An 18,418-nucleotide genomic window follows, 5' to 3' on the forward strand; every position below is an offset into this window, starting at 1 on the left:
AGCGAAACGTTGATGAAAGTATTCCGAAATTCGATTATCCGTAAGTCGGCGGCGCTTTTCTGCGCTGTTCTGCTGATCTTGCCGGCCGGGTTGTCCCTGGCGGCCAACAAGCCCTTTCCCCAGCATACGTCCTATACGAGCGGTTCGATTAAGCCGAACAACGTAACGCAGACCGCGATGGACAATGCGGTGAAGAGCAAATGGAACAGCTGGAAAGGGTCTTTTCTGAAGCCGGCTGCAACCGGGCAATATTACGTCAAATACAATTCCGCGGGCGAGACGGTATCCGAGGCTCACGGTTACGGAATGATTTTCACCGTTCTGATGGCGGGATACGACAGTAATGCGCAGTCGTATTTCGATGGGTTATATCGCTATTACAAGGCGCATCCGAGTGATAACAATCCGTATCTGATGGCGTGGAAACAGAACAGCAGCTTCCAGAATATAGAGGGGGCCAACTCGGCAACGGACGGCGATATGGATATTGCTTACGCACTCCTGCTTGCGGACAAGCAGTGGGGAAGCAGCGGATCGATCAATTACCTGCAGGCCGCGAAGGATATCATCAATGCCATCATGAGCAATGACGTCAATCAGTCGCAATGGACGCTGCGTTTGGGCGATTGGGCTACCAGCGGCAACTACAATACCGCCACGCGGCCATCGGATTTCATGCTGAACCATATGAAGGCGTTCCGTGCGGCTACCGGCGATGCCCGTTGGGATAACGTCATTAACAAAACCTATACGATCATCAACTCCATCTATAACGGTTACAGCTCCAATACCGGTTTGCTTCCGGATTTCGTCGTCATGTCGGGCGGCAATTATCAGCCAGCGGCAGCGGGATTCCTGGAGGGGGCGAACGACGGAAAATATTACTACAACTCGGCCCGGACTCCATGGCGGATTACGACCGACTATCTGATGACCGGCGATACGCGCGCGCTGAATCAATTGAATAAAATGAACACGTTCATTAAGTCGGCTGCAAACAGCAATCCTGCCAATATCAAGGCAGGGTATAATCTGAACGGGACCGCGCTGGTGACTTATAACAGCGGAGCGTTCTATGCACCGTTCGGCGTAAGCGCGATGACTTCGTCCAGTCACCAGAGCTGGCTGAATTCGGTATGGAATTATACGGCGAACGCATCGGCAGAGGGATATTATGAGGAGAGCATCAAGCTGTTCTCGATGATGGTCATGTCGGGAAATTGGTGGACATATTAACGCATAACGCCCTTTAATTTTATATAAACATAAAACAAAAACCTGATCCGTGTTGGATCAGGTTTTTTTGGGTCTTTCCTACCATTAATTAATTTATGGAGAAAAACATGAAGAATTAGCATTGATATTTCATAAGGCTCAGTGTTAATATCTTATCAAATATAAAATGTTTTATATTATACTAAATTAAACAGCCGGAGGTATCGCCATAATGGACATCTTGTTTTTTTATTTATGAAAGGGTTTACAAAAAATCGAGGCGAGGGAGAATCGTATGAACAAGAACATGCTGCGTAAGACGGCTGCCGCAGGAATTGCCGCAATGTTAATGGCAGGAGGCTTAAGTACGGCAGGCCAAGGACCTGCGGCCGGCGTTCCTGACGTGTACGCGGAAGCGGCTCCGCTGAAGAAGGGGGAGAAGGCACCGGTCTTCCGGGAGGCTTCCGTGCACGATCCGTCCGTGATCAAAACAGGGGATACCTACTATGTGTTCGGTTCCCATCTGGCCGCGGCCAAATCGAAGGACTTGATGAGCTGGGACATGGTCGCGTCCGGGGTCGCGACCGGCAATCCGCTGATTCCGAACGTAACGGAGGAATTGAGAGAAACGCTGGAATGGGCGCAAAGCGACACATTGTGGGCGGCCGACGTGATTCAGCTGGCAGACGGTAAATTCTATATGTACTATAACGCCTGCAAAGGGGATTCCCCGCGATCCGCCATGGGGATCGCCGTTGCCGATCGAATCGAAGGCCCGTATAAGGACACCGGCATCATTCTGAAATCCGGCATGTGGGACGAGATCAGTGAGGATGGAACCATCTACGATGCAACAAAGCACCCGAATGTCGTCGATCCGGATGTGTTCTTCGATAAGAACGGCCAGCTGTGGATGGTATACGGCTCCTATTCCGGCGGCATTTTCATTATGGAGATGGATCCCAAGACCGGAAAACCGCTGCCTGGGCAAGGATACGGGAAGAAGCTGCTGGGAGGCAATCACAGCCGGATCGAAGGGCCTTACATGGTTTATCACCCGGCCACGGACTATTACTACCTATACCTGTCGTACGGGGGGTTGGATGCGGTTGGCGGCTACAATATGCGGGTGGTCCGATCCAAAAACCCGGATGGTCCTTTCTACGATGCGGAGGGCAACGATATGAGAGAGGTGAAGGCCGATCCTTCCCTTCCGCTTTTTGACGACCGTTCGATTGAGCCGTATGGCGTGAAGCTGATGGGGAACTACTTGTTCAAGCGCCTGGTCGGCGATCCGGGAACGGGGATCGGCACCGGGGCCGTGTCGCCTGGCCATAACTCCGTCTATTACGATGAGCGGAGCAAACGAACATTCCTTATTTTTCACAGCCGCTTCCCGCAGCGCGGGGAAGAGCATGAGATCCGGGTGCATGAGTTGTATATGAATCAGGACGGCTGGCCGGTATCGGCTCCATACCGTTATGCAGGCGAGGAGGCCAAGGAGGCTAAGAAAATCACGCCGAAAGATGCGGACGGAGACTATAAGCTGATCCAACACGGGAAAGATATTTCGTCCGTCGTCAAAGAATCGGTGCCGATCGAGCTTCATAAGAACGGCAAAGTAACAGGTGCAGCCGAGGGGGCTTGGAAGATCAGCGGAAAGCGGGATGTGACGCTTACGCTGGATGGAAAGCGTTATAAAGGCGTAATGACTCCGCAATGGGACCCCGAAGCGAAGCGGCAGACGATGACCTTTACGGCCCTTTCGGCGGACGGTACCGCGGTATGGGGCGCGCGTCAGCTTGATCGCAGCGACAGGGAACTCGTGGATGCCGTGAAGAGAGACCTTTCCCTCGGGGATGTGAGCGAAGTTTTCTACGATCTGGCTTTGCCGTCCGAGGCTTCCGGAGGTGCCGTCATTCGCTGGACCTCCTCTCATCCCGAAGTCATATCGGCGGAGGGAAAGCTGAATCGTCCTGCTGCCGGGGCGGGGGACGCGAGGGTTACGCTGACCGCTCAGATTACGAGCGGTAAAGCAAAGGCTGCCAAAGCGTTTGACGTAACCGTGCTGCAGCAGTCGGCAGGGCCGCTGCTGCTGAGCTATCCGTTCAGCGAGAATAAAGAAGGCGCGGCGTTCGACGTCTCGGAAAACGGATTTCATGGAAAGGTCCTTGGCGGAGTCCGGTGGAATGAGAAGAGCCGGCAGGGAGGCGGCATGGACTTTAACGGCTCGGACGGCTATATTGAACTGCCGAATCGGGTCACCGATACAGAGGACTTCACCTTTGCGGCCTGGGTATACTGGAAGGGAGGAGCCCCGTGGCAGCGGGTGCTGGATGCCGGCAGCGGGCTTGCCAGGCATATGTTCCTGACGCCATCCCAGCACGCCGGCGTCCTTCAGTTTACGATTCACGGCAGCGGCGGAGACCAGAGCCTCCTTGGCAGCGCGCCGCTTCCGGTGAATGCGTGGACGCATATAGCCGTGACCCTTCAGGGGGATACGGGCAAATTATACGTGAACGGACAAATGGTTGCCTCGGGCGATCACATGAAGCTGAATCCAAGTGGGCTGCTGACAACGGAAGCTTATTTAGGGAAAAGCCGGTTCGCGGCCGATCCTTACTTTAACGGAAGCTTGGATGAGGTGCGGATGTACAGCAAGGCGCTGACCGACAGTGAAATCAAGAAGCTGGCCGAGTAATCGGCCGTCGTCATGAGGCTCCATCGCGGCAGCCGCTCATATATTCAGGGGATCCGCCACTTGGCGGGTCTTTTTTTTTGAGCGTGTATTTAAAAATAACGGTTGACAGGAGAGCCCGCATCATATATCTTAATATTAAGTTAAGTGACTATATAAAAGTTAGTCGATTGAAAGGAGTAAGTGTAAAGTGCATAAACGTTAGCGAAGTAAACCAGGTTAATCATTCTACACCTATATATCTTTATATTAAGATATCGATGGATCGTGTCAATGAATTTCTATAAATAATGAACATGAATATGGAGGCGTATAAAATGGCTATAGATATTGGATTGTTGATACTTCGTTTGGTGGTTGGGTTATCGTTCATGGCGCACGGCGCGCAGAAGCTGTTTGGGTGGTTTGGCGGTTACGGGCCGAAAGGGACCGGCGGCTGGATGGAATCGGTGGGCATTAAGCCCGGCGTCGCGATCGCGGTGTTGTCAGGTCTGATGGAGCTGGTTGGCGGGCTGCTGCTGGCAGCCGGATTTCTCACGGTGCTCGGCGCAGCGCTGATCACGCTGACGATGCTGGGCGCAATCGTGAAGGTGCATGGCCGGAACGGGTATTGGTCCACAGCGAATGGATACGAGTATAATTTGCTGTTGATCGCAGTGGCCGTTGCATTGGCACTCACGGGTGCAGGCGCATATTCGCTCGATGCGGTAATCTTTAACTAATCATGATGGGGGCGTGCAGATATGAGTGATCTGACAACATTAATTAAGAGCCGGAGGTCGGCTAATCTGTTTATGGAAGGGATTGAAATCCCGGATCAGGATTTGAACGATATCTTTAATGAGGTTAAATATGCTCCTTCGGCTTTTAATTTACAGCATACGCACTATGTGGTGGTTAAGGATCCCGATATCAAGCACACAGTTTACGAAGCCGCCAACAAGCAGCATAAGATACTCACCGCGTCGGCCGTCATCGTGGTGCTGGGGAATAAGCAGGCCTACGAGGATATCGGAAGAATGAACGAGGGCTTTCTGAATTTGGGCGTGATCGACAAGCTTGAATATGACATGACGGTTGAATCGGTCACGAGCTTTTATGAAGCGGGCGGAGAAACCTTTATGAGGGATGAAGCCATTCGGAATGCCAGCCTATCCGCGATGTTATTGATGATGGTGGCCAAGGACAAGGGATGGGATACCTGCCCGATGATCGGATTTGATCCCGATGCCCTGCAGAAGGAACTGAACATTCCGGACGCTTATGTGCCCGCCATGCTGATCGCGATCGGCAAGGAGGATGCGCGCAAACCGCGTCCCCGCGGCTACCGCAAGCCGGTATTGGAATTTGTGAGCTATAACCGATTTTAAGGGATGCAAGATAGGAACAGAAGCTCTCGAACAGGTTTTTAAACCTGGCGGGAGCTTTTTTTATGTCCATGATAAACATTCCACTCCATAATGACGATGATGAATATAAAGAGGTCGGTGTCGGTGTTATGCCGGTTTTTCGTTATATAACGGGGGTGAACGAAATGAAAAGGGGGAAGCCGCCATATCGGCGGAATGGACAGCTCATGGTTCTGGCCGTCATCATGATGATGCTGACAGCTTGCGCGAAGGAAGCGCCGATAGCCGTTCAGACAACGCCGTCGACTGTCGCCGCACCGGGAGCAGGGGAAGCCGCGAAACCAGCGGAAATGCCGTCGGCGGCTAAGGAGAGTTTGCGTACGGCATTCCCGCAGGAAGATCCGGACCATCGCCAGGTCAAGCAAGAGGCTGAGCAGCCGAAGGGAGAGTCTAATCGCGATCCCGTCAAAGCGGTTCTCGACATGTACGAATCGCTTCAGGCTAACGATTCCGCTTCGTATTTCCGTCATGCCGACATTCCGAGCGTCCGAATGTCCCCCGCCATGCTGAAGGTGCTGTTCGAAGAGGCGGGCAAACGTGAAGTGAGAGCGGAACGCTTCAAGCTATTTGATAAAGAAGGGCTGGATGAGGTAAGCAGCCGGTTGTTATCCCTTACGTACGGGAGCCAGGCCGAAATCGTACTGGAGGAGCTCAGCCAGGGCGATCAGAATCTGTGGTTTGTGACGGCGTTCGCGGATGGGCTTAAAGTGGTGGAGCAATCCACGGTTTATCCGGGGGCTTACGAGCTTGGAAGGGAAGCGACGATGGAAGAGCTTATCGCGGTAGAAATCCAGCATACCGCTGAAGACAGGGCATTCTTTGCCGCGAAAGCGAAGCAGCCCGTATGGAACCCGGTGCAGACCGTTTCCTTGCTGTATCAGGCAGCGCAGGCGGAGGATGCAGAAACCTTTCACGCGATATCGGGCGGGGGCGAGGGATATTTCTCAGGGCAGTATGACCGGGACATGGTGGAATTTACGGAATGGATGAAATCTTTTGAAAGCGTTCAGCATATGTCCATCGAATCGGTTTCGCGCGAGAATATCGCAGACGGTTACAGCCAAGAATACGATGAACGCTTTGGCGACGGTTGGCAGTTCATTGTGGCCTGGGACCCTCGGGATGAAGCAGGCTATCAAGGGACGTCCTGGATTATGGCCCCAAGCGAAGACGGGACGCGTTATGTCGTAAAGCAGACGCTTACCGCCAATCTGGAATCCTTTTTTGAGTGAGGAACGAAACACATACATAACGAAGCAAGCATAGCAGCCCTGCTCCTGAAGAGCAGGGCTGCTATGCTGTCGGCAAGGGATTTCATGATTATGGCTGGAGATTTTGGAGCATATCCATCGTTTCGTTAATTTTATTGACGGTTTGAACGATGTTGGAATTCTGGAAGTCGGTCACTCCGTTCTGGATTTGATCCATATAACCGTTGATGTCGGTCAGCAGCGTGTCGTTTAATCCGACCAGCTGTTCATGGATCGTCTGCGCAAAGGCAGGGGCTTCGATGCCGTTAAACTCCGAGATCCGGGTTTTCATCGCTTCGAGTTGCTGGGTCAGCGTTTCCTTGGCATCCGTATTGGTGGCTGCCTGCTGGGCGAGCTCCGGGATGGACTCGGCAAATTGGGAAGCTTCATTGATAAAGGTCGTTGCTTCCTTCGTATAATCCAAGGAATTGTTCACGCTGTCCACCAAGGAACATCCGGAGAGAACTCCCAGTACAAGTGAAATCAGCAATAATCGTTTGATCATTTCTCATCCTCCTGTCGTGTAAAACGCAGTTCTTTTACGTTGTATACGGATGACATTGAGAATGGTTGTATTTTTTTCGCATGAGCGGGCAGGTGCTTTCAGGCAAGCTCGAACAGAACGCCGGTTGCCGGAAGGATTAATATTTGCCCTGCAGGAAACGAATGAGTTCAATCAAACCTGCCAGAATGCCGCCCGGCCTTGGGCTTTCGGATGATGAAGCGGGCTTCTCGGGCTGGATGCCTTCTCCCAGGGAAGTTACGTCAACGGATGAGGAAGGACCCGTATTCCCGCATAGATGGGGTTTGAGCTTTTGCCCGCTTTTGTCGGCGAACACGATATATTCCTTGCCTGTTTCAAAGGATTCCCAGCCATTGGAATATAGGGTAATGGCAGGGGCATCCGATTCTCCCTTCCACCACTCGGAAACCTGGAATACATATTTGCTTTTGGATATATCGGCTTTAGGGTGGGATGAGGCCAACGTGCCCCTGAATACCGCATCCGAGGTTTTTAACTCCTCGGTAACCTTGCGAGGCTCCGCGCATGACAAGGCGGATGCCGTGGAGTGATCTGTGCCAAGCCATAGTCCAATCGTAAGGGAAAGAGCCATCATGGCGAGAAAGCCTTTTTTCATATCGGCGTCTCCTTTCGGGATGATTATGTATTTAGACGAGGAGAGTATCGCCATTGTTGCAGGTGCTTGCCAAAGAATGGATGGGAGGGGGAGAGCCTGGTTTAGAATGCGCAGGGGGCTGGATGCTGCAGAAACGGCAAATACCCCGCAAGCCATAAATGGCTGCGGAGCAGATTGGACGTACACGCGTATGGAAGGCAGGCGCCCTTTTTGTAACATGATGGTGGCAGTCCATGCAGAGAGTTGCCAAACGCTTAGCAGGGGCTATATCTGCCTTGCTTCCAGCCGCTTGGCGATGATGGACAGCAGATAATTCAGCGTAAAGTACAGCAAGGATGCAAAGACAAGGGCCGGGATGACATAGGAATAGCTGGAACCGCTTAGGATTTGCACGTTGCGCATCAGCTCAGGCAGCGAAATGATCACGGCGAGCGACGTGTCTTTAATGAGCGAGATGAACTGGCTCACCATGGGCGGGGACATCCGGCGCAGCGCCAGCGGAAGAATGACGTGCCGCAGTGTCTGCATATAAGAGAGGCCCGAGGCCCGGGCCGCTTCGATTTGGCCTTTATCCACCGATACGAGGCCGCTGCGGACGATCTCGGCGATCATGGCCCCTTCAAAAATGCTCAGTCCGACAACAGCCGCCCAGAAGGTCGGGATTCGAATCCCGGTCTGGGGCAGCACCATGCCGATGAAGAATATGATCAGCAGCAGCGGCAGATTGCGGATAATATCCACCAAAAAAGCCGTGGTCCTCGACAGGAAGGGGGTCTTCGTATACCTCACGGTCCCGAGCACGGTTCCGATGATGAAGCTGAATATAATGGATAAGCCGGCAACCTGCACCGTGATCCAAAAGCCTTGAAGGAGATATCGCAGGTTTGGCCAGGAGTATGCACCGATAAAATCCATCTCATGCCACCTCCTGTATATTAGGCAAACTTCGAACGTAACATCAATTGCTTCTCGCGAATCGGCGCTCCATATAGTGGACCGCGAGACTAAGAGGAACGGTCAGGAGCAGGTAGAACAGGGCCACAAACGTATAGACGGGTATGCCTTTGAAGGTGCTCAGGTTTATGAGATCGGCATAATACATCAGGTCGAGTCCGGCGATAACGCCCAGGACCGAGGAGTTTTTGACCAGGTTGATCAATTGGTTGCCGATGGCCGGCAGTACGATTTTGACCGCCTGCGGAAGAATGATGTAGCGCATATTCTGGATATAACTCAGCCCGGAGGAGCGAGCCGCTTCCGACTGCCCTGACGGTACCGCCTGAATGCCTGCCCGAATGGCTTCGGCGATGAAGGCAGCCGTATACACCATCAGCCCGAGCGTGCCCGAGGTGAACGGGTCGACCGGTATGCCGAGGGCGGGCAGGCCCAGGAAAAAGAAAAAGACAACCACGAGGAGCGGGATATTGCGGATAAACTCGACATAAATGGTGCCGATCGCCTTCAAGACGCGGAATGGAGCAATCCGCATAATGGCGATGAAGGTGCCCAGCACCAAGCTGCCGATCAGTCCCAGCAGGCTGGCGAGAATGGTCTGGCCCAGGCCGGCCATGAATTGATCCCAATGCTCGACCAGAATGTTGAAATCCCACAAGGTCACAAGGCTTCACCTCCAATGGGGATGATGATCGTTCGGCCGGTCGAATGAAGGCCGGGCCATTCTGGGAGGAAACCGATGGCTCCCGGTTAGGGGCACGCCTCCTTCGGCCCGGCCAGGCCAAGTCTTGCGGCGGTTATTCCGGCTTTACGCCCATCCATTGCTCATACAGTTTGTCGTATTCGCCGCTGTCCTTCAGCTCCTTCAACAGCTCGTTGACGGTCTTCACGAATTCCGGGTTTCCTTTCTTAATCGCCATGCCGTACGGCTCATCGGTAAAGTTGCCGCCGACCAGCTCGAAGCTCGGGTCCTGCTGCTGCATGCCGAGCAGGATGGAATTGTCGGTGGTCAGGGCATCCCCCTGTCCGGCTTTGAGCGCGGTGAAGGCATCCTGATAATTCTCGAATTCGAGAATGACCGCGTCGGGCGCTTTCTCGCGGATATTTTGCGCGGACGTGGAGCCTTTTACCGTGAGCACCTTCGTATCCTTGTTCAGGCTTTCCAGACCCGTGATCGGGCTGCCCTTCTTCACCAGCAGGGATTGGCCTGCCTCAAAATAGACATCGCTGAAATCCACCTGTTCCTTGCGTTCTTCCGTAATGGTCATCGTGGCAATAATGATGTCGATGTCCCCGTTCTTCAGCATGTCGATCCGGGTCTTGGAGGTGACCTCCTTCAGCTCGACCTTGGTCTCGTCGCCGAGAATTTTTTTGGCGAGCGCTTTGGCGATGTCGATATCGAAGCCCTCTACATTGCCAGTGGCCGGGTCCTGCAGTCCGAACAGCTTCGTATCATATTTCACGCCGGCTACCAGCTTGCCCCGTTTTTTGATCGCCTCCAGGGTGTCCGTGCTGCCGGACCCCCCGCATCCGGATGCGATCAGCATGATGACGAGCGCCAGCAGGGCCGCGCTCCACCTGAAGGTCCTCGTAAATCTTCTCTTCATATCTTTCGCTTCCCCCTTAAAAAAGTTATTTTCTCTTCATGCGTTAGGCCCCGAAGGTGCAGCATTGGCGAAGTTCCATCTTCGTCCGCACATGCCATATCCCAAGGGTCACCGGCTAGTGATGCAGCAGGCGGCTCAGAAACGCCCGCGCTCTTTCTTCCTTCGGCTGATTGAAAAACTCGGCAGCCGGGGCGTCCTCGATGATCCGGCCTTCGTCCATAAAGACGATCCGGTCCGCGGCTTCGCGCGCGAAGCCCATCTCATGCGTAACGACGGCCATGGTCATGCCTTGGTGGGCGAGCGAGCGCATAACATCGAGCACCTCGCCGATCATCTCCGGGTCAAGCGCGGACGTCGGTTCGTCAAACAGCATGATCTTCGGATTCATCGTCAATCCGCGGGCAATCGCGACCCGCTGCTGCTGCCCGCCCGAGAGCTGGGAAGGGTAACTGTCCGCTTTGTCGGCGATCCCGACCCGCTGCAGGTACGTCATCGCTTTTTCCGTCGCCTCCGCTTTCGACATTCCCAGCACCTTCATGGGCGCGAGAATGATGTTGTCGATCACCTTTTTGTGCGGATACAGGTTAAAGTGCTGGAAGACCATCCCGATATCCCGCCTGAATGTATTGATGTCGATCTTTCTGTCATGCAGCTTGACGCCATTCACGACGAGCTCGCCATCCGTAATGCTTTCAAGCCGATTGATGCAGCGCAGGAGCGTGCTCTTGCCGGAGCCGGAAGGTCCAACGATGACAACGACTTCCCCCTGGGAAATGGTCAGGTCGATTTCTTTCAGAACATGGAAGGTTCCGAAAAATTTGTTGACGCGGCTAAATTCAATCAGTAGAAATCCCCTCCTATTCACTTCGAATTGGACGCCTGCATGCATGTAAGCTATTGTCCTGTTTGGGTGCCAGGCCCTTTTTACACTGGTATGGCAAAGGGAGCTTGTTCCATGCCACTTTTAGGAAAATTTAGTATCCAAGCGGTGGGGAGTGAGATATAATAGGGGGCGTAATCTTATGAAGGAGGCAACATGGAGAAACGTGCAAAATTAACCGAAATCGACCTGGTTCGGGGCTTTGCGATGATGGGCGTGCTGATGGTGCATGCGACGTCGTTCGCCACAGTTCAGATGCGCGGGGACGATTTTTTTGGCTTGTATAACTTCCTGAACATATTTTCGAAGGTTGGAACGACGACCTTCATATTTCTGAGCAGCTTCGTGCTGTTCTATAACTATTATCACCGCCCGTTCAAGGGCCGTGACCTTGGGCGCTTCTTCAAAAACCGGCTGATGTATATCCTGGTGCCGTATGTGCTGTTCTCGGTTTTGTTCTTTACGGTGGCCTGGTATCATCGCGGGGGCGAGTCCGATCTGGCGGCGATGCTGGAGAGCTTCTGGCCCAAGCTGGCGACGGGAAAATCCTACACGCACTTGTATTTCATTTTCATTAACATTCAGTTCTACGTGCTGTTCCCGCTCGTATTGATGCTGCTCAAGCGATTCCGCGGCTTCGCGGCGGTCTGCGTGCTGGTCGGCATTGTACTGCAGTGGTTGTTCTACATCGGCAATGATGCCTGGTGGGACGTAACGAACCGGAACAGCTGGTCGCCGTCGTTTCTGTCGTATTATTTTCTCGGGGCATGGATAGGTATCTACTATGACCGGGTTAAGAACTGGCTGACTTCAGCGCAGCAGGCTGCAAGACCGGCGCTGCGCAAGCTGGGCTGGATCTTGCTCTGGGCGGTATGGCTGGGCGCCGCGCTGGCGCATATCGGCCTTCGATACAATCAGCGGCTGCTGGGGACGGAATATCACCCGCTGCTTTACGATGCCTTTTGGAATGTGCATACGTTAACCACCGCCCTGGTTATGCTCCAGGTCGCGCTGCTGTTCGGGAATAAGAGCGTTTGGTGGTTGAACGGGTTCAGACGGCTCGGGGTGTATTCCTTCGGCGTTTATCTGGTGCATCCGCTGGTGCTGCTCTTTTACCGGGACTTTCCTCCGCGGACGGAGAACTCCTGGCTGCTGCTTGCGTGGTATGCCGGCGGGCTTGTCAGCGCGGTCGCGGTTTCGTATATAGCGGTCTACGGCATTAGCCGCCTGGGAGGCTGGACCTGGATCTTCTTCGGTAAGCTGCCGGGCAGCTTGCGGAAGGGAAAAGCATCCATTCCTTCGGTTCCGGTCAAGCCAGTGACGGAGGTGTCATCTTAATTTTGGATTATTGGAAAGGCGTTATCTTCGATAGGAGGAGAGCGCCTTTTTCTATTGGCCGGCGGCCGATATTTCAGGATGATTCCCTGATTTTCGGAATGAGGCTTATTGCCCTGCATGACATGTTATATTTTGTTTGATGTTTGGCCTATGGGTGGAATGTCGTCGTTGAGATGGTACAGGTCAATTACATTCGTTACAGACATGGAAGCGAGGGAATGCCAATATGAATGATAGCAGAAATCCTTTGGTAAGCGGTTTCGTTAAGGCGGAAGGCAAACGCGTTGTGAATGGGGACGGGCAGGAAATTCTGCTGCAGGGGGTCGGGCTTGGCAGCTGGCTGCTGCCGGAAGGCTACATGTGGAAGATGCCGGAGCAGGGAGACCGCCCGCGGCGCATCGAAGGCATGATCAGGGAGCTGATCGGCGAGGAGAAGGCGGCCGCATTCTGGGAGACCTATTATGATCGGTATATCTCGGAAGCCGATATCCGGCAGATCGCAGCGGAAGGCTTCAATTCCATCCGGGTGCCGATCAATGCCAGGTTTATCATGGAGGAAGGGCAGCATCCGCCGTTTGCCTATCATGAAGGCCATCTGAGGCTCATCGATCGGGTGATCGATTGGTGCAGGACGTATTCGCTGTATGTTATTCTGGATTTGCATGGCGCGCCCGGCGGGCAGACCGGCGCCAATATCGACGATTCCGAGCGGGATTTGCCGGAGCTGTTCACGGATCGGCTGAACGCGGAGCGGACCGTGGCGCTGTGGCGTATGCTGGCGGAACGATATAAAGACGAGTGGATCGTTGCCGGTTACGACCTGCTTAACGAACCGCTGCCCGACTGGTTCAGCGAGTACAATGACCGGGTGATGCCGCTGTATAAGGAAATCACCGCGGCCATACGCGAAGTGGACAAGCGTCATATGATCATTCTGGAAGGTGTGCACTGGTCTACGGACTGGAGTATTTTTGACGATAAATTCGATGATAACCTGATGCTGCAGTTCCATAAATATTGGAACAATCCCGACACGGAGAGCATTCAGAAGTATATCGATCTGCGCGAGGAGTGGAATGTGCCGATCTTCATGGGAGAAGGCGGGGAGAACAACCCTCAGTGGTATACGGGGGCCTTCCGGATGTTCGAGGACCATAACATATCCTGGAACTTCTGGACCTGGAAGAAGATGAACACCCGGAATTCGCCGTTCTCGATTCGCATTCCGGAAGGGTGGGATAAGCTGACGGGTTACCTGGAAGGCGGTGCGAAGCCGTCTCCAGCCGAAGCCGAAGCGATTCTTGGCGAATACCTGGACCGTCTTCCGCTGGAAGCCTGCGATGCCTACCCGAACGTAGCCCGGTCGTTGCTGCGTCGGCTGCCCATTCAGATTCCGGCGGAGTTTTACGGGTATCGGGGCGAGGGCGTTTCGTATCATGTCGAGACGAAGGCCAGCCAGGATATCGGCTTCCGCATTTCTGACGGCGTTCCGATGCGGATGATGACGGGCAAGGCGGAGAAGCCGAGCTACGCTTCGGAAGGCGGCAAGCCGTGGGCAGAGGATAACCTGGTATGCGTGCAGCTCCGGGAGGGCGATTGGCTTGCTTATGATGCGCTTTGCGCTGGCGCAGGCATCTTTCATCTGGATGTTCGGGCCCTGATTCCGGAAGGTACGGTGGATATCATGCTGCAGGTCGGGGATCGGGAACCTGAAGCCATCTCCTTGTCGGGCCCGGGCGAAGGACAGTGGCACGTTCATAGGCTGGCCGGGGGGATGCCGATTGAGGAAGGCCCCGTGGATCTGGTCTTCATGGTGAATAAGGGCCGCATCGAGCTGGATTGGCTGGAATTTACTGAAGCGCGTTAAATGGATAAGGTGAGGAGAGATGGTGCTGTGAAGGAACAGGCGGCAATATCAGAAGGATTGTGCCAATGGCTGGACGGCTCCGATCTGGAGTCGAAGCAGTACGAAGCTATGCTGCTATTGAGCGTAACGGAAGATGGATGGCCGAATACGGCCATGCTCAGCGTGGGGGAGGTTCTGGCCTTGGACCGGAACCGGATTCGGATTGCATTATGGCAGGGAACGGTTACGACAGGCAATCTCCTTCGGTCCGGACAGGCAACCTTGGTAGCCATTCATGATGGTGCGGCTCATTATGTTCGGCTGCGCCTCCAGGCGCTTCCTGATCTGCCCGATGCCCGGCATCCGCGGCAGCGTTTCGATGCCGAGATAGTCGCCGTTCGCGAGGATATCGCGAAGTATGCGGATATTACGTCGGCTATCAGGTTTCAGCTGCACGAGCCGGATCAAGCATTGGAACGGTGGAAGGAAACGCTTGAGGAATTGCGGAAGTAGCGGTGTTACTGGCATAATTCCTACTCCATATATAACTCCCGGTATATGCCGGGAGTTATATATGGCTGCTTGTGCTTAATCGGAATGATGCCGAAGAAGACAACTTTAATTTTTCCGCAGAATCTTTTGCTTAGGTATTTGCTATCGTCATTCAAATGTGTTAAGATATGAATATCGAAATCGACCTGAATTCACATATTGTAGAGGGTTGTCATTTCTGGTAACCTTGTGCAATATGTGAATTTTTTTATTCCGTCTGCGAAGAAAAAAGGTCATGTAAATATATATCAAGGAGGATTCCCCCATGCAAACAGGAACTGTTAAATGGTTTAATGCTGAAAAGGGCTTTGGTTTCATCGAAGTTGAAGGCGGAAACGATGTATTCGTTCACTTCAGCGCGATCCAAGGCGACGGCTTCAAAACGCTTGACGAAGGCCAACGCGTTGAATTCAACATCGTTGAAGGAAACCGTGGACCACAAGCTGAGAACGTTGTTAAATTGTAATTACAATTGAAGACTGCCCTTAATGTGCGACATTAAGGGCAGTTTTCTTTTATACGGCGTTTCTATTTTCTAAGACGAGAATAAGGAGGAGCGTTCATGTATTCGCGTAAAAACTCGATGGAGAGTATTCCTGAGGAAATAACGGAAGTGTGGGCATGCACGAAGGAAGACTGCAAAGGGTGGATGCGGGACGATTTTGCGTTCGACACGGAACCGGTATGCCATTTGTGTCATTCCCCTATGGTCAAGGAAACGAGAAGCCTGCCGCAGCTAGTTAATACCAATAAACAACAGAAATCTCTTGCTAAGGGGATTCAGATCGAGCGCAAATAGCAGCTAATACCTAGAGAAAGCGCTGGGCAAACACTAATTCTTCTTGAAGCTACCTTCGGATTTTATGGTAAATCCGTCTATTTCTGTTTCATCGGAAGGAGAATGGTTAGTAATACGTGTACCCTTACATTCTGGGTCAGAATGATTTCGCAGCATAAGGGACGCAAAATTCAAAGGAGTGAAATGTATTGAACACGCAAACCGAGGTACTGAAGCGAAACATTGACAACATGATCATTCAGGAGAACCAAGGCGGCTTGAACGATCAGGAAAAATTCATCATGCAGAAGCTAATGCGTGAGAAATACCAGCAGGAACACGAAAGCAAACAGGAACAGCGCGAGGAAGACAAACAGGAATAACGGGGAAACCGTTTGATATACGTTAGTAACAAGGATGATGAAAGCCGCGGCGATCAGAGAATCGGCTTGGGGCAGAACATCTTCGGCAAGAAGGAAGGCATGAATGGCAGCTACTGAGGCTGCTGTTCATGCCTTTTTTTGTGTCCCGGTCAGGAAGGGGAACGATATTTCGTTCGGGGGGCGCAATTTTCGTTCTTGCCGTTGTTTACCCGAAAAATGAGCACCTGGATACGAAATCTGAAACCTTACATGCAGACCATGTACGATTTACAATAGAAATATAGAGAATGTAAGGGTTTTCAAAATGAAAGGATCAACTTGGAGGTCATAACCATGCAAAATCAACTTCATGCCGACGCATCCGAAACCGGTGTCGGTCCCTCGATGGAGCCTTCTGTGCAGGATAAGAGGAAGCTCGACAGAAAAAGGTGGCTCAGAAAGCTCTACGGCCAACGACATCTTCAAATTATGGCGCTGCTCGGCGTTGTGTGGATGATCATCTTCAACTACATTCCCATGTACGGTGTCATCATTGCATTCAAAGAATTCAACATTGTCAAATCCATCGGCGAAGCTCCATGGGTAGGGCTTGCGCACTTTAAGGAATTTTTCTCGGACGAGGACTTCACCAACGTTATGCGAAACACGCTCGGGATCAGCTTGCTGAAGCTGTTTATCGGTTTTCCGCTGCCGATCATTTTTGCGCTCTTTCTGAACGAGATCCGGTCAGTTCGCTACAAGCGAACGATCCAGACGATCTCCTATCTGCCTCACTTCTTGTCATGGGTCATCCTGGGAGGCATTCTGATGACCTGGCTAGCGGATATCGGGATCATCAACAATATCCTGCTGGCCCTGCATATTATCGATGAGCCGATCACGTATCTGGCCGAACCGAAATATTTCTGGGGAATCATTATCACTTCGGATATCTGGAAGGAGCTCGGTTGGTCCGCGATTATCTATCTGGCGGCCATTGCCAGTATTTCGCCGGAAATGTACGAGGCCTCCACGATTGACGGCGCCGGCCGGTTTCAAAAAATGTGGTATATCACGCTGCCCAGCATCAAGTCGACCATATCCATCCTCTTCATTCTTGCGGTCGGTGGTGTGCTGAACTCCAACTTCGATCAGATTTTGGTGCTGCGGAACTCGCTGAACGAAAGCGCGAGCAACGTCATCGATATTTTCGTATACCACACCGGGATGCAGAACGGACGTTATTCCTACGCGCAAGCCGTTGCATTGTTCAAGTCCGTCATTGCGATCATCCTGCTGTTGATTGCGAACAGGGTGACCAAAAAACTGAACGACACCTCGCTGTTCTAACGAGAAGGGAGAATGATATTCCATGCTTAAACGCAGAACCAAAGGCGAAGCCTTCTTTGATATATTTAATAACTTCGGCATGCTGATCGTATGCTTCCTGACGATCTACCCGATCTGGTATGTCCTGGTAAATGCCTTCAACGACGGGCAGGACGCCATGCGCGGAGGGATCTACTGGTGGCCGAGGATGTTCAGTTTCGAGAATTTCAGCGCGGTGTTTCAGAGCTCCGGCATCATGACGGCGATGGGCATCACCGTAGCCAAAACCGTGATCGGCGTGTTCATCCACGTCCTCTTCACCGCGATGGTCGCTTATGCATTTTCGCGGAAAGGTCTGATCGGCGGCAAATTCTATATTCTGCTCGGAACGGTAACGATGTTTTTCGGCGGCGGACTGATTCCAACCTATCTGTTGATCAAGGATCTGAATATGCTCGACAGCTTCCTTGTGTACATCATACCGGCCATGTTCAGTTTCTTTGACCTCATCATCTTCATGACCTTCTTCCGGGAAATTCCGGACGGTCTGGAGGAGGCGGCGAAGATTGACGGGGCCAACGACTGGTCGATCTTCCTCCGGGTCGTGCTGCCGGTATCCATGCCGGTTATCGCAACGATCGCCTTATTTCACGGAGTTTATCAGTGGAACGACTATTTCACCGGCGTCATCTATATCAACAATACCGACCTGCAGCCGATACAGACATACCTGTATAAGGTCGTCGCTCAATCGAGCTCCAATCAGATGATGGCCCAGGTGCCGGGCGGCGTAGCCAAGACGGTCACTTCCCAATCGATCAAAATGGCGACCATGGTCGTAACGACGGCGCCGATCGTATTCGTTTATCCGTTCCTGCAGCGATACTTCGTCAAAGGGATGATGATCGGCTCCATTAAAGGTTGATTGACAGGATTCGTTGTTAGCCTTCCTTTCCATCTCCCGGGCAGACCCGGGGGAGGGGAAATCTTACAGGTAGCTTCTCTTGCCGAATGTGGCGGGAGTTCTATATAATCATATTTTTAAATAAGAAAAGGGGTAA

The 18,418-nt window shown here is 52.6% G+C and carries 19 protein-coding genes; 13 read left to right on the top strand and 6 right to left on the bottom strand.

Going from position 1 to position 18,418, the window contains the following annotated elements; genetic code table 11:
- Positions 1-12 precede the first annotated feature (12 nt).
- The 5 genes from P0X86_RS02500 (at position 13) to P0X86_RS02520 (ending at position 6,554) form a co-directional block, all read left to right on the top strand.
- Positions 13-1,236, top strand: a complete 1,224-nt coding sequence (locus P0X86_RS02500; protein WP_096774717.1) for a family 8 glycosyl hydrolase — start codon at positions 13-15, stop codon at positions 1,234-1,236.
- A 274-nt stretch (positions 1,237-1,510) separates the two neighbouring features.
- Positions 1,511-3,916, top strand: a complete 2,406-nt coding sequence (gene abnB / locus P0X86_RS02505) for an arabinan endo-1,5-alpha-L-arabinosidase AbnB (protein WP_277747693.1) — start codon at positions 1,511-1,513, stop codon at positions 3,914-3,916.
- Between the two features lie 314 nt (positions 3,917-4,230).
- A complete protein-coding gene (locus P0X86_RS02510; RefSeq protein ID WP_090910112.1) occupies positions 4,231-4,635 on the top strand; it encodes a DoxX family protein in 405 nt (134 codons plus the stop codon).
- Positions 4,636-4,656: 21 nt separating this feature from the next.
- Positions 4,657-5,283, top strand: coding sequence for a nitroreductase family protein (locus P0X86_RS02515; protein ID WP_096774715.1), 627 nt, complete (start codon positions 4,657-4,659; stop codon positions 5,281-5,283).
- 62 nt (positions 5,284-5,345) lie between these two features.
- The gene (locus P0X86_RS02520) at positions 5,346-6,554 is read left to right on the top strand and encodes a hypothetical protein (protein ID WP_277747694.1); all 1,209 of its coding nucleotides are present in this window, start codon (positions 5,346-5,348) and stop codon (positions 6,552-6,554) included.
- Between the two features lie 88 nt (positions 6,555-6,642).
- On the opposite strand, the gene P0X86_RS02525 is transcribed toward P0X86_RS02520, so the two are convergent.
- The 6 genes from P0X86_RS02525 to P0X86_RS02550 form a co-directional block, all read right to left on the bottom strand.
- A complete protein-coding gene (locus tag P0X86_RS02525; RefSeq protein ID WP_009595075.1) occupies positions 6,643-7,077 on the bottom strand; it encodes a DUF6376 family protein in 435 nt (144 codons plus the stop codon).
- Between the two features lie 136 nt (positions 7,078-7,213).
- Positions 7,214-7,711, bottom strand: a complete 498-nt coding sequence (locus tag P0X86_RS02530) for a hypothetical protein (RefSeq protein ID WP_277747695.1) — start codon at positions 7,709-7,711, stop codon at positions 7,214-7,216.
- Positions 7,712-7,975: 264 nt separating this feature from the next.
- Complete coding sequence (locus P0X86_RS02535) at positions 7,976-8,626, bottom strand: amino acid ABC transporter permease (protein ID WP_009595092.1); 651 nt, start codon at positions 8,624-8,626, stop codon at positions 7,976-7,978.
- Positions 8,627-8,669: 43 nt separating this feature from the next.
- Positions 8,670-9,323, bottom strand: a complete 654-nt coding sequence (locus P0X86_RS02540) for an amino acid ABC transporter permease (protein WP_036664979.1) — start codon at positions 9,321-9,323, stop codon at positions 8,670-8,672.
- Between the two features lie 139 nt (positions 9,324-9,462).
- Positions 9,463-10,272, bottom strand: coding sequence for an ABC transporter substrate-binding protein (locus tag P0X86_RS02545; RefSeq protein WP_277747696.1), 810 nt, complete (start codon positions 10,270-10,272; stop codon positions 9,463-9,465).
- Positions 10,273-10,387: 115 nt separating this feature from the next.
- On the bottom strand, positions 10,388-11,161 hold the full coding sequence (locus P0X86_RS02550) for an amino acid ABC transporter ATP-binding protein (protein ID WP_009595081.1): 774 nt from the start codon (positions 11,159-11,161) through the stop codon (positions 10,388-10,390).
- A 147-nt stretch (positions 11,162-11,308) separates the two neighbouring features.
- Between P0X86_RS02550 and P0X86_RS02555 the strand changes: the two genes are divergently transcribed.
- The 8 genes from P0X86_RS02555 (at position 11,309) to P0X86_RS02590 (ending at position 18,282) form a co-directional block, all read left to right on the top strand.
- A complete protein-coding gene (locus P0X86_RS02555; protein ID WP_277747697.1) occupies positions 11,309-12,490 on the top strand; it encodes an acyltransferase in 1,182 nt (393 codons plus the stop codon).
- Positions 12,491-12,716: 226 nt separating this feature from the next.
- Positions 12,717-14,357, top strand: a complete 1,641-nt coding sequence (locus P0X86_RS02560) for a glycoside hydrolase family 5 protein (RefSeq protein ID WP_277747698.1) — start codon at positions 12,717-12,719, stop codon at positions 14,355-14,357.
- Positions 14,358-14,849, top strand: coding sequence for a pyridoxamine 5'-phosphate oxidase family protein (locus tag P0X86_RS02565; RefSeq protein ID WP_481858271.1), 492 nt, complete (start codon positions 14,358-14,360; stop codon positions 14,847-14,849).
- Between the two features lie 304 nt (positions 14,850-15,153).
- Positions 15,154-15,354: a cold-shock protein CspD gene (gene cspD, locus P0X86_RS02570; protein ID WP_006207896.1), complete on the top strand. Its 201-nt coding sequence runs from the start codon at positions 15,154-15,156 to the stop codon at positions 15,352-15,354.
- Between the two features lie 96 nt (positions 15,355-15,450).
- Positions 15,451-15,687: a cold-shock protein gene (locus P0X86_RS02575; RefSeq protein WP_012818739.1), complete on the top strand. Its 237-nt coding sequence runs from the start codon at positions 15,451-15,453 to the stop codon at positions 15,685-15,687.
- A 188-nt stretch (positions 15,688-15,875) separates the two neighbouring features.
- Positions 15,876-16,049, top strand: a complete 174-nt coding sequence (locus P0X86_RS02580; RefSeq protein WP_176502456.1) for a hypothetical protein — start codon at positions 15,876-15,878, stop codon at positions 16,047-16,049.
- 333 nt (positions 16,050-16,382) lie between these two features.
- Positions 16,383-17,378, top strand: a complete 996-nt coding sequence (locus P0X86_RS02585) for an ABC transporter permease (RefSeq protein WP_192569890.1) — start codon at positions 16,383-16,385, stop codon at positions 17,376-17,378.
- A gap of 22 nt (positions 17,379-17,400) precedes the next feature.
- Entirely contained in the window at positions 17,401-18,282 is an 882-nt protein-coding gene (locus tag P0X86_RS02590; RefSeq protein ID WP_096774705.1) for a carbohydrate ABC transporter permease, read from the top strand.
- Positions 18,283-18,418 lie beyond the last annotated feature (136 nt).

The organism is Paenibacillus sp. BR1-192, from assembly GCF_029542445.1.
Lineage (GTDB): Bacteria > Bacillota > Bacilli > Paenibacillales > Paenibacillaceae > Paenibacillus_AQ > Paenibacillus_AQ lautus_A.

What these genes read in the sequence shown, in the direction of transcription:
- P0X86_RS02500 (WP_096774717.1), top strand. Translation starts at nt 13, where the DNA reads ATGAAAGTATTCCGAAATTCGATTATCCGTAAGTCGGCGGCGCTTTTC.
- abnB (WP_277747693.1), top strand. Translation starts at nt 1,511, where the DNA reads ATGAACAAGAACATGCTGCGTAAGACGGCTGCCGCAGGAATTGCCGCA.
- P0X86_RS02510 (WP_090910112.1), top strand. Translation starts at nt 4,231, where the DNA reads ATGGCTATAGATATTGGATTGTTGATACTTCGTTTGGTGGTTGGGTTA.
- P0X86_RS02515 (WP_096774715.1), top strand. Translation starts at nt 4,657, where the DNA reads ATGAGTGATCTGACAACATTAATTAAGAGCCGGAGGTCGGCTAATCTG.
- P0X86_RS02520 (WP_277747694.1), top strand. Translation starts at nt 5,346, where the DNA reads ATGTCCATGATAAACATTCCACTCCATAATGACGATGATGAATATAAA.
- P0X86_RS02525 (WP_009595075.1), bottom strand. Translation starts at nt 7,077, where the DNA reads ATGATCAAACGATTATTGCTGATTTCACTTGTACTGGGAGTTCTCTCC.
- P0X86_RS02530 (WP_277747695.1), bottom strand. Translation starts at nt 7,711, where the DNA reads ATGAAAAAAGGCTTTCTCGCCATGATGGCTCTTTCCCTTACGATTGGA.
- P0X86_RS02535 (WP_009595092.1), bottom strand. Translation starts at nt 8,626, where the DNA reads ATGGATTTTATCGGTGCATACTCCTGGCCAAACCTGCGATATCTCCTT.
- P0X86_RS02545 (WP_277747696.1), bottom strand. Translation starts at nt 10,272, where the DNA reads ATGAAGAGAAGATTTACGAGGACCTTCAGGTGGAGCGCGGCCCTGCTG.
- P0X86_RS02550 (WP_009595081.1), bottom strand. Translation starts at nt 11,161, where the DNA reads ATGCATGCAGGCGTCCAATTCGAAGTGAATAGGAGGGGATTTCTACTG.
- P0X86_RS02555 (WP_277747697.1), top strand. Translation starts at nt 11,309, where the DNA reads ATGGAGAAACGTGCAAAATTAACCGAAATCGACCTGGTTCGGGGCTTT.
- P0X86_RS02560 (WP_277747698.1), top strand. Translation starts at nt 12,717, where the DNA reads ATGAATGATAGCAGAAATCCTTTGGTAAGCGGTTTCGTTAAGGCGGAA.
- P0X86_RS02565 (WP_481858271.1), top strand. Translation starts at nt 14,358, where the DNA reads ATGGATAAGGTGAGGAGAGATGGTGCTGTGAAGGAACAGGCGGCAATA.
- cspD (WP_006207896.1), top strand. Translation starts at nt 15,154, where the DNA reads ATGCAAACAGGAACTGTTAAATGGTTTAATGCTGAAAAGGGCTTTGGT.
- P0X86_RS02575 (WP_012818739.1), top strand. Translation starts at nt 15,451, where the DNA reads ATGTATTCGCGTAAAAACTCGATGGAGAGTATTCCTGAGGAAATAACG.
- P0X86_RS02585 (WP_192569890.1), top strand. Translation starts at nt 16,383, where the DNA reads ATGCAAAATCAACTTCATGCCGACGCATCCGAAACCGGTGTCGGTCCC.
- P0X86_RS02590 (WP_096774705.1), top strand. Translation starts at nt 17,401, where the DNA reads ATGCTTAAACGCAGAACCAAAGGCGAAGCCTTCTTTGATATATTTAAT.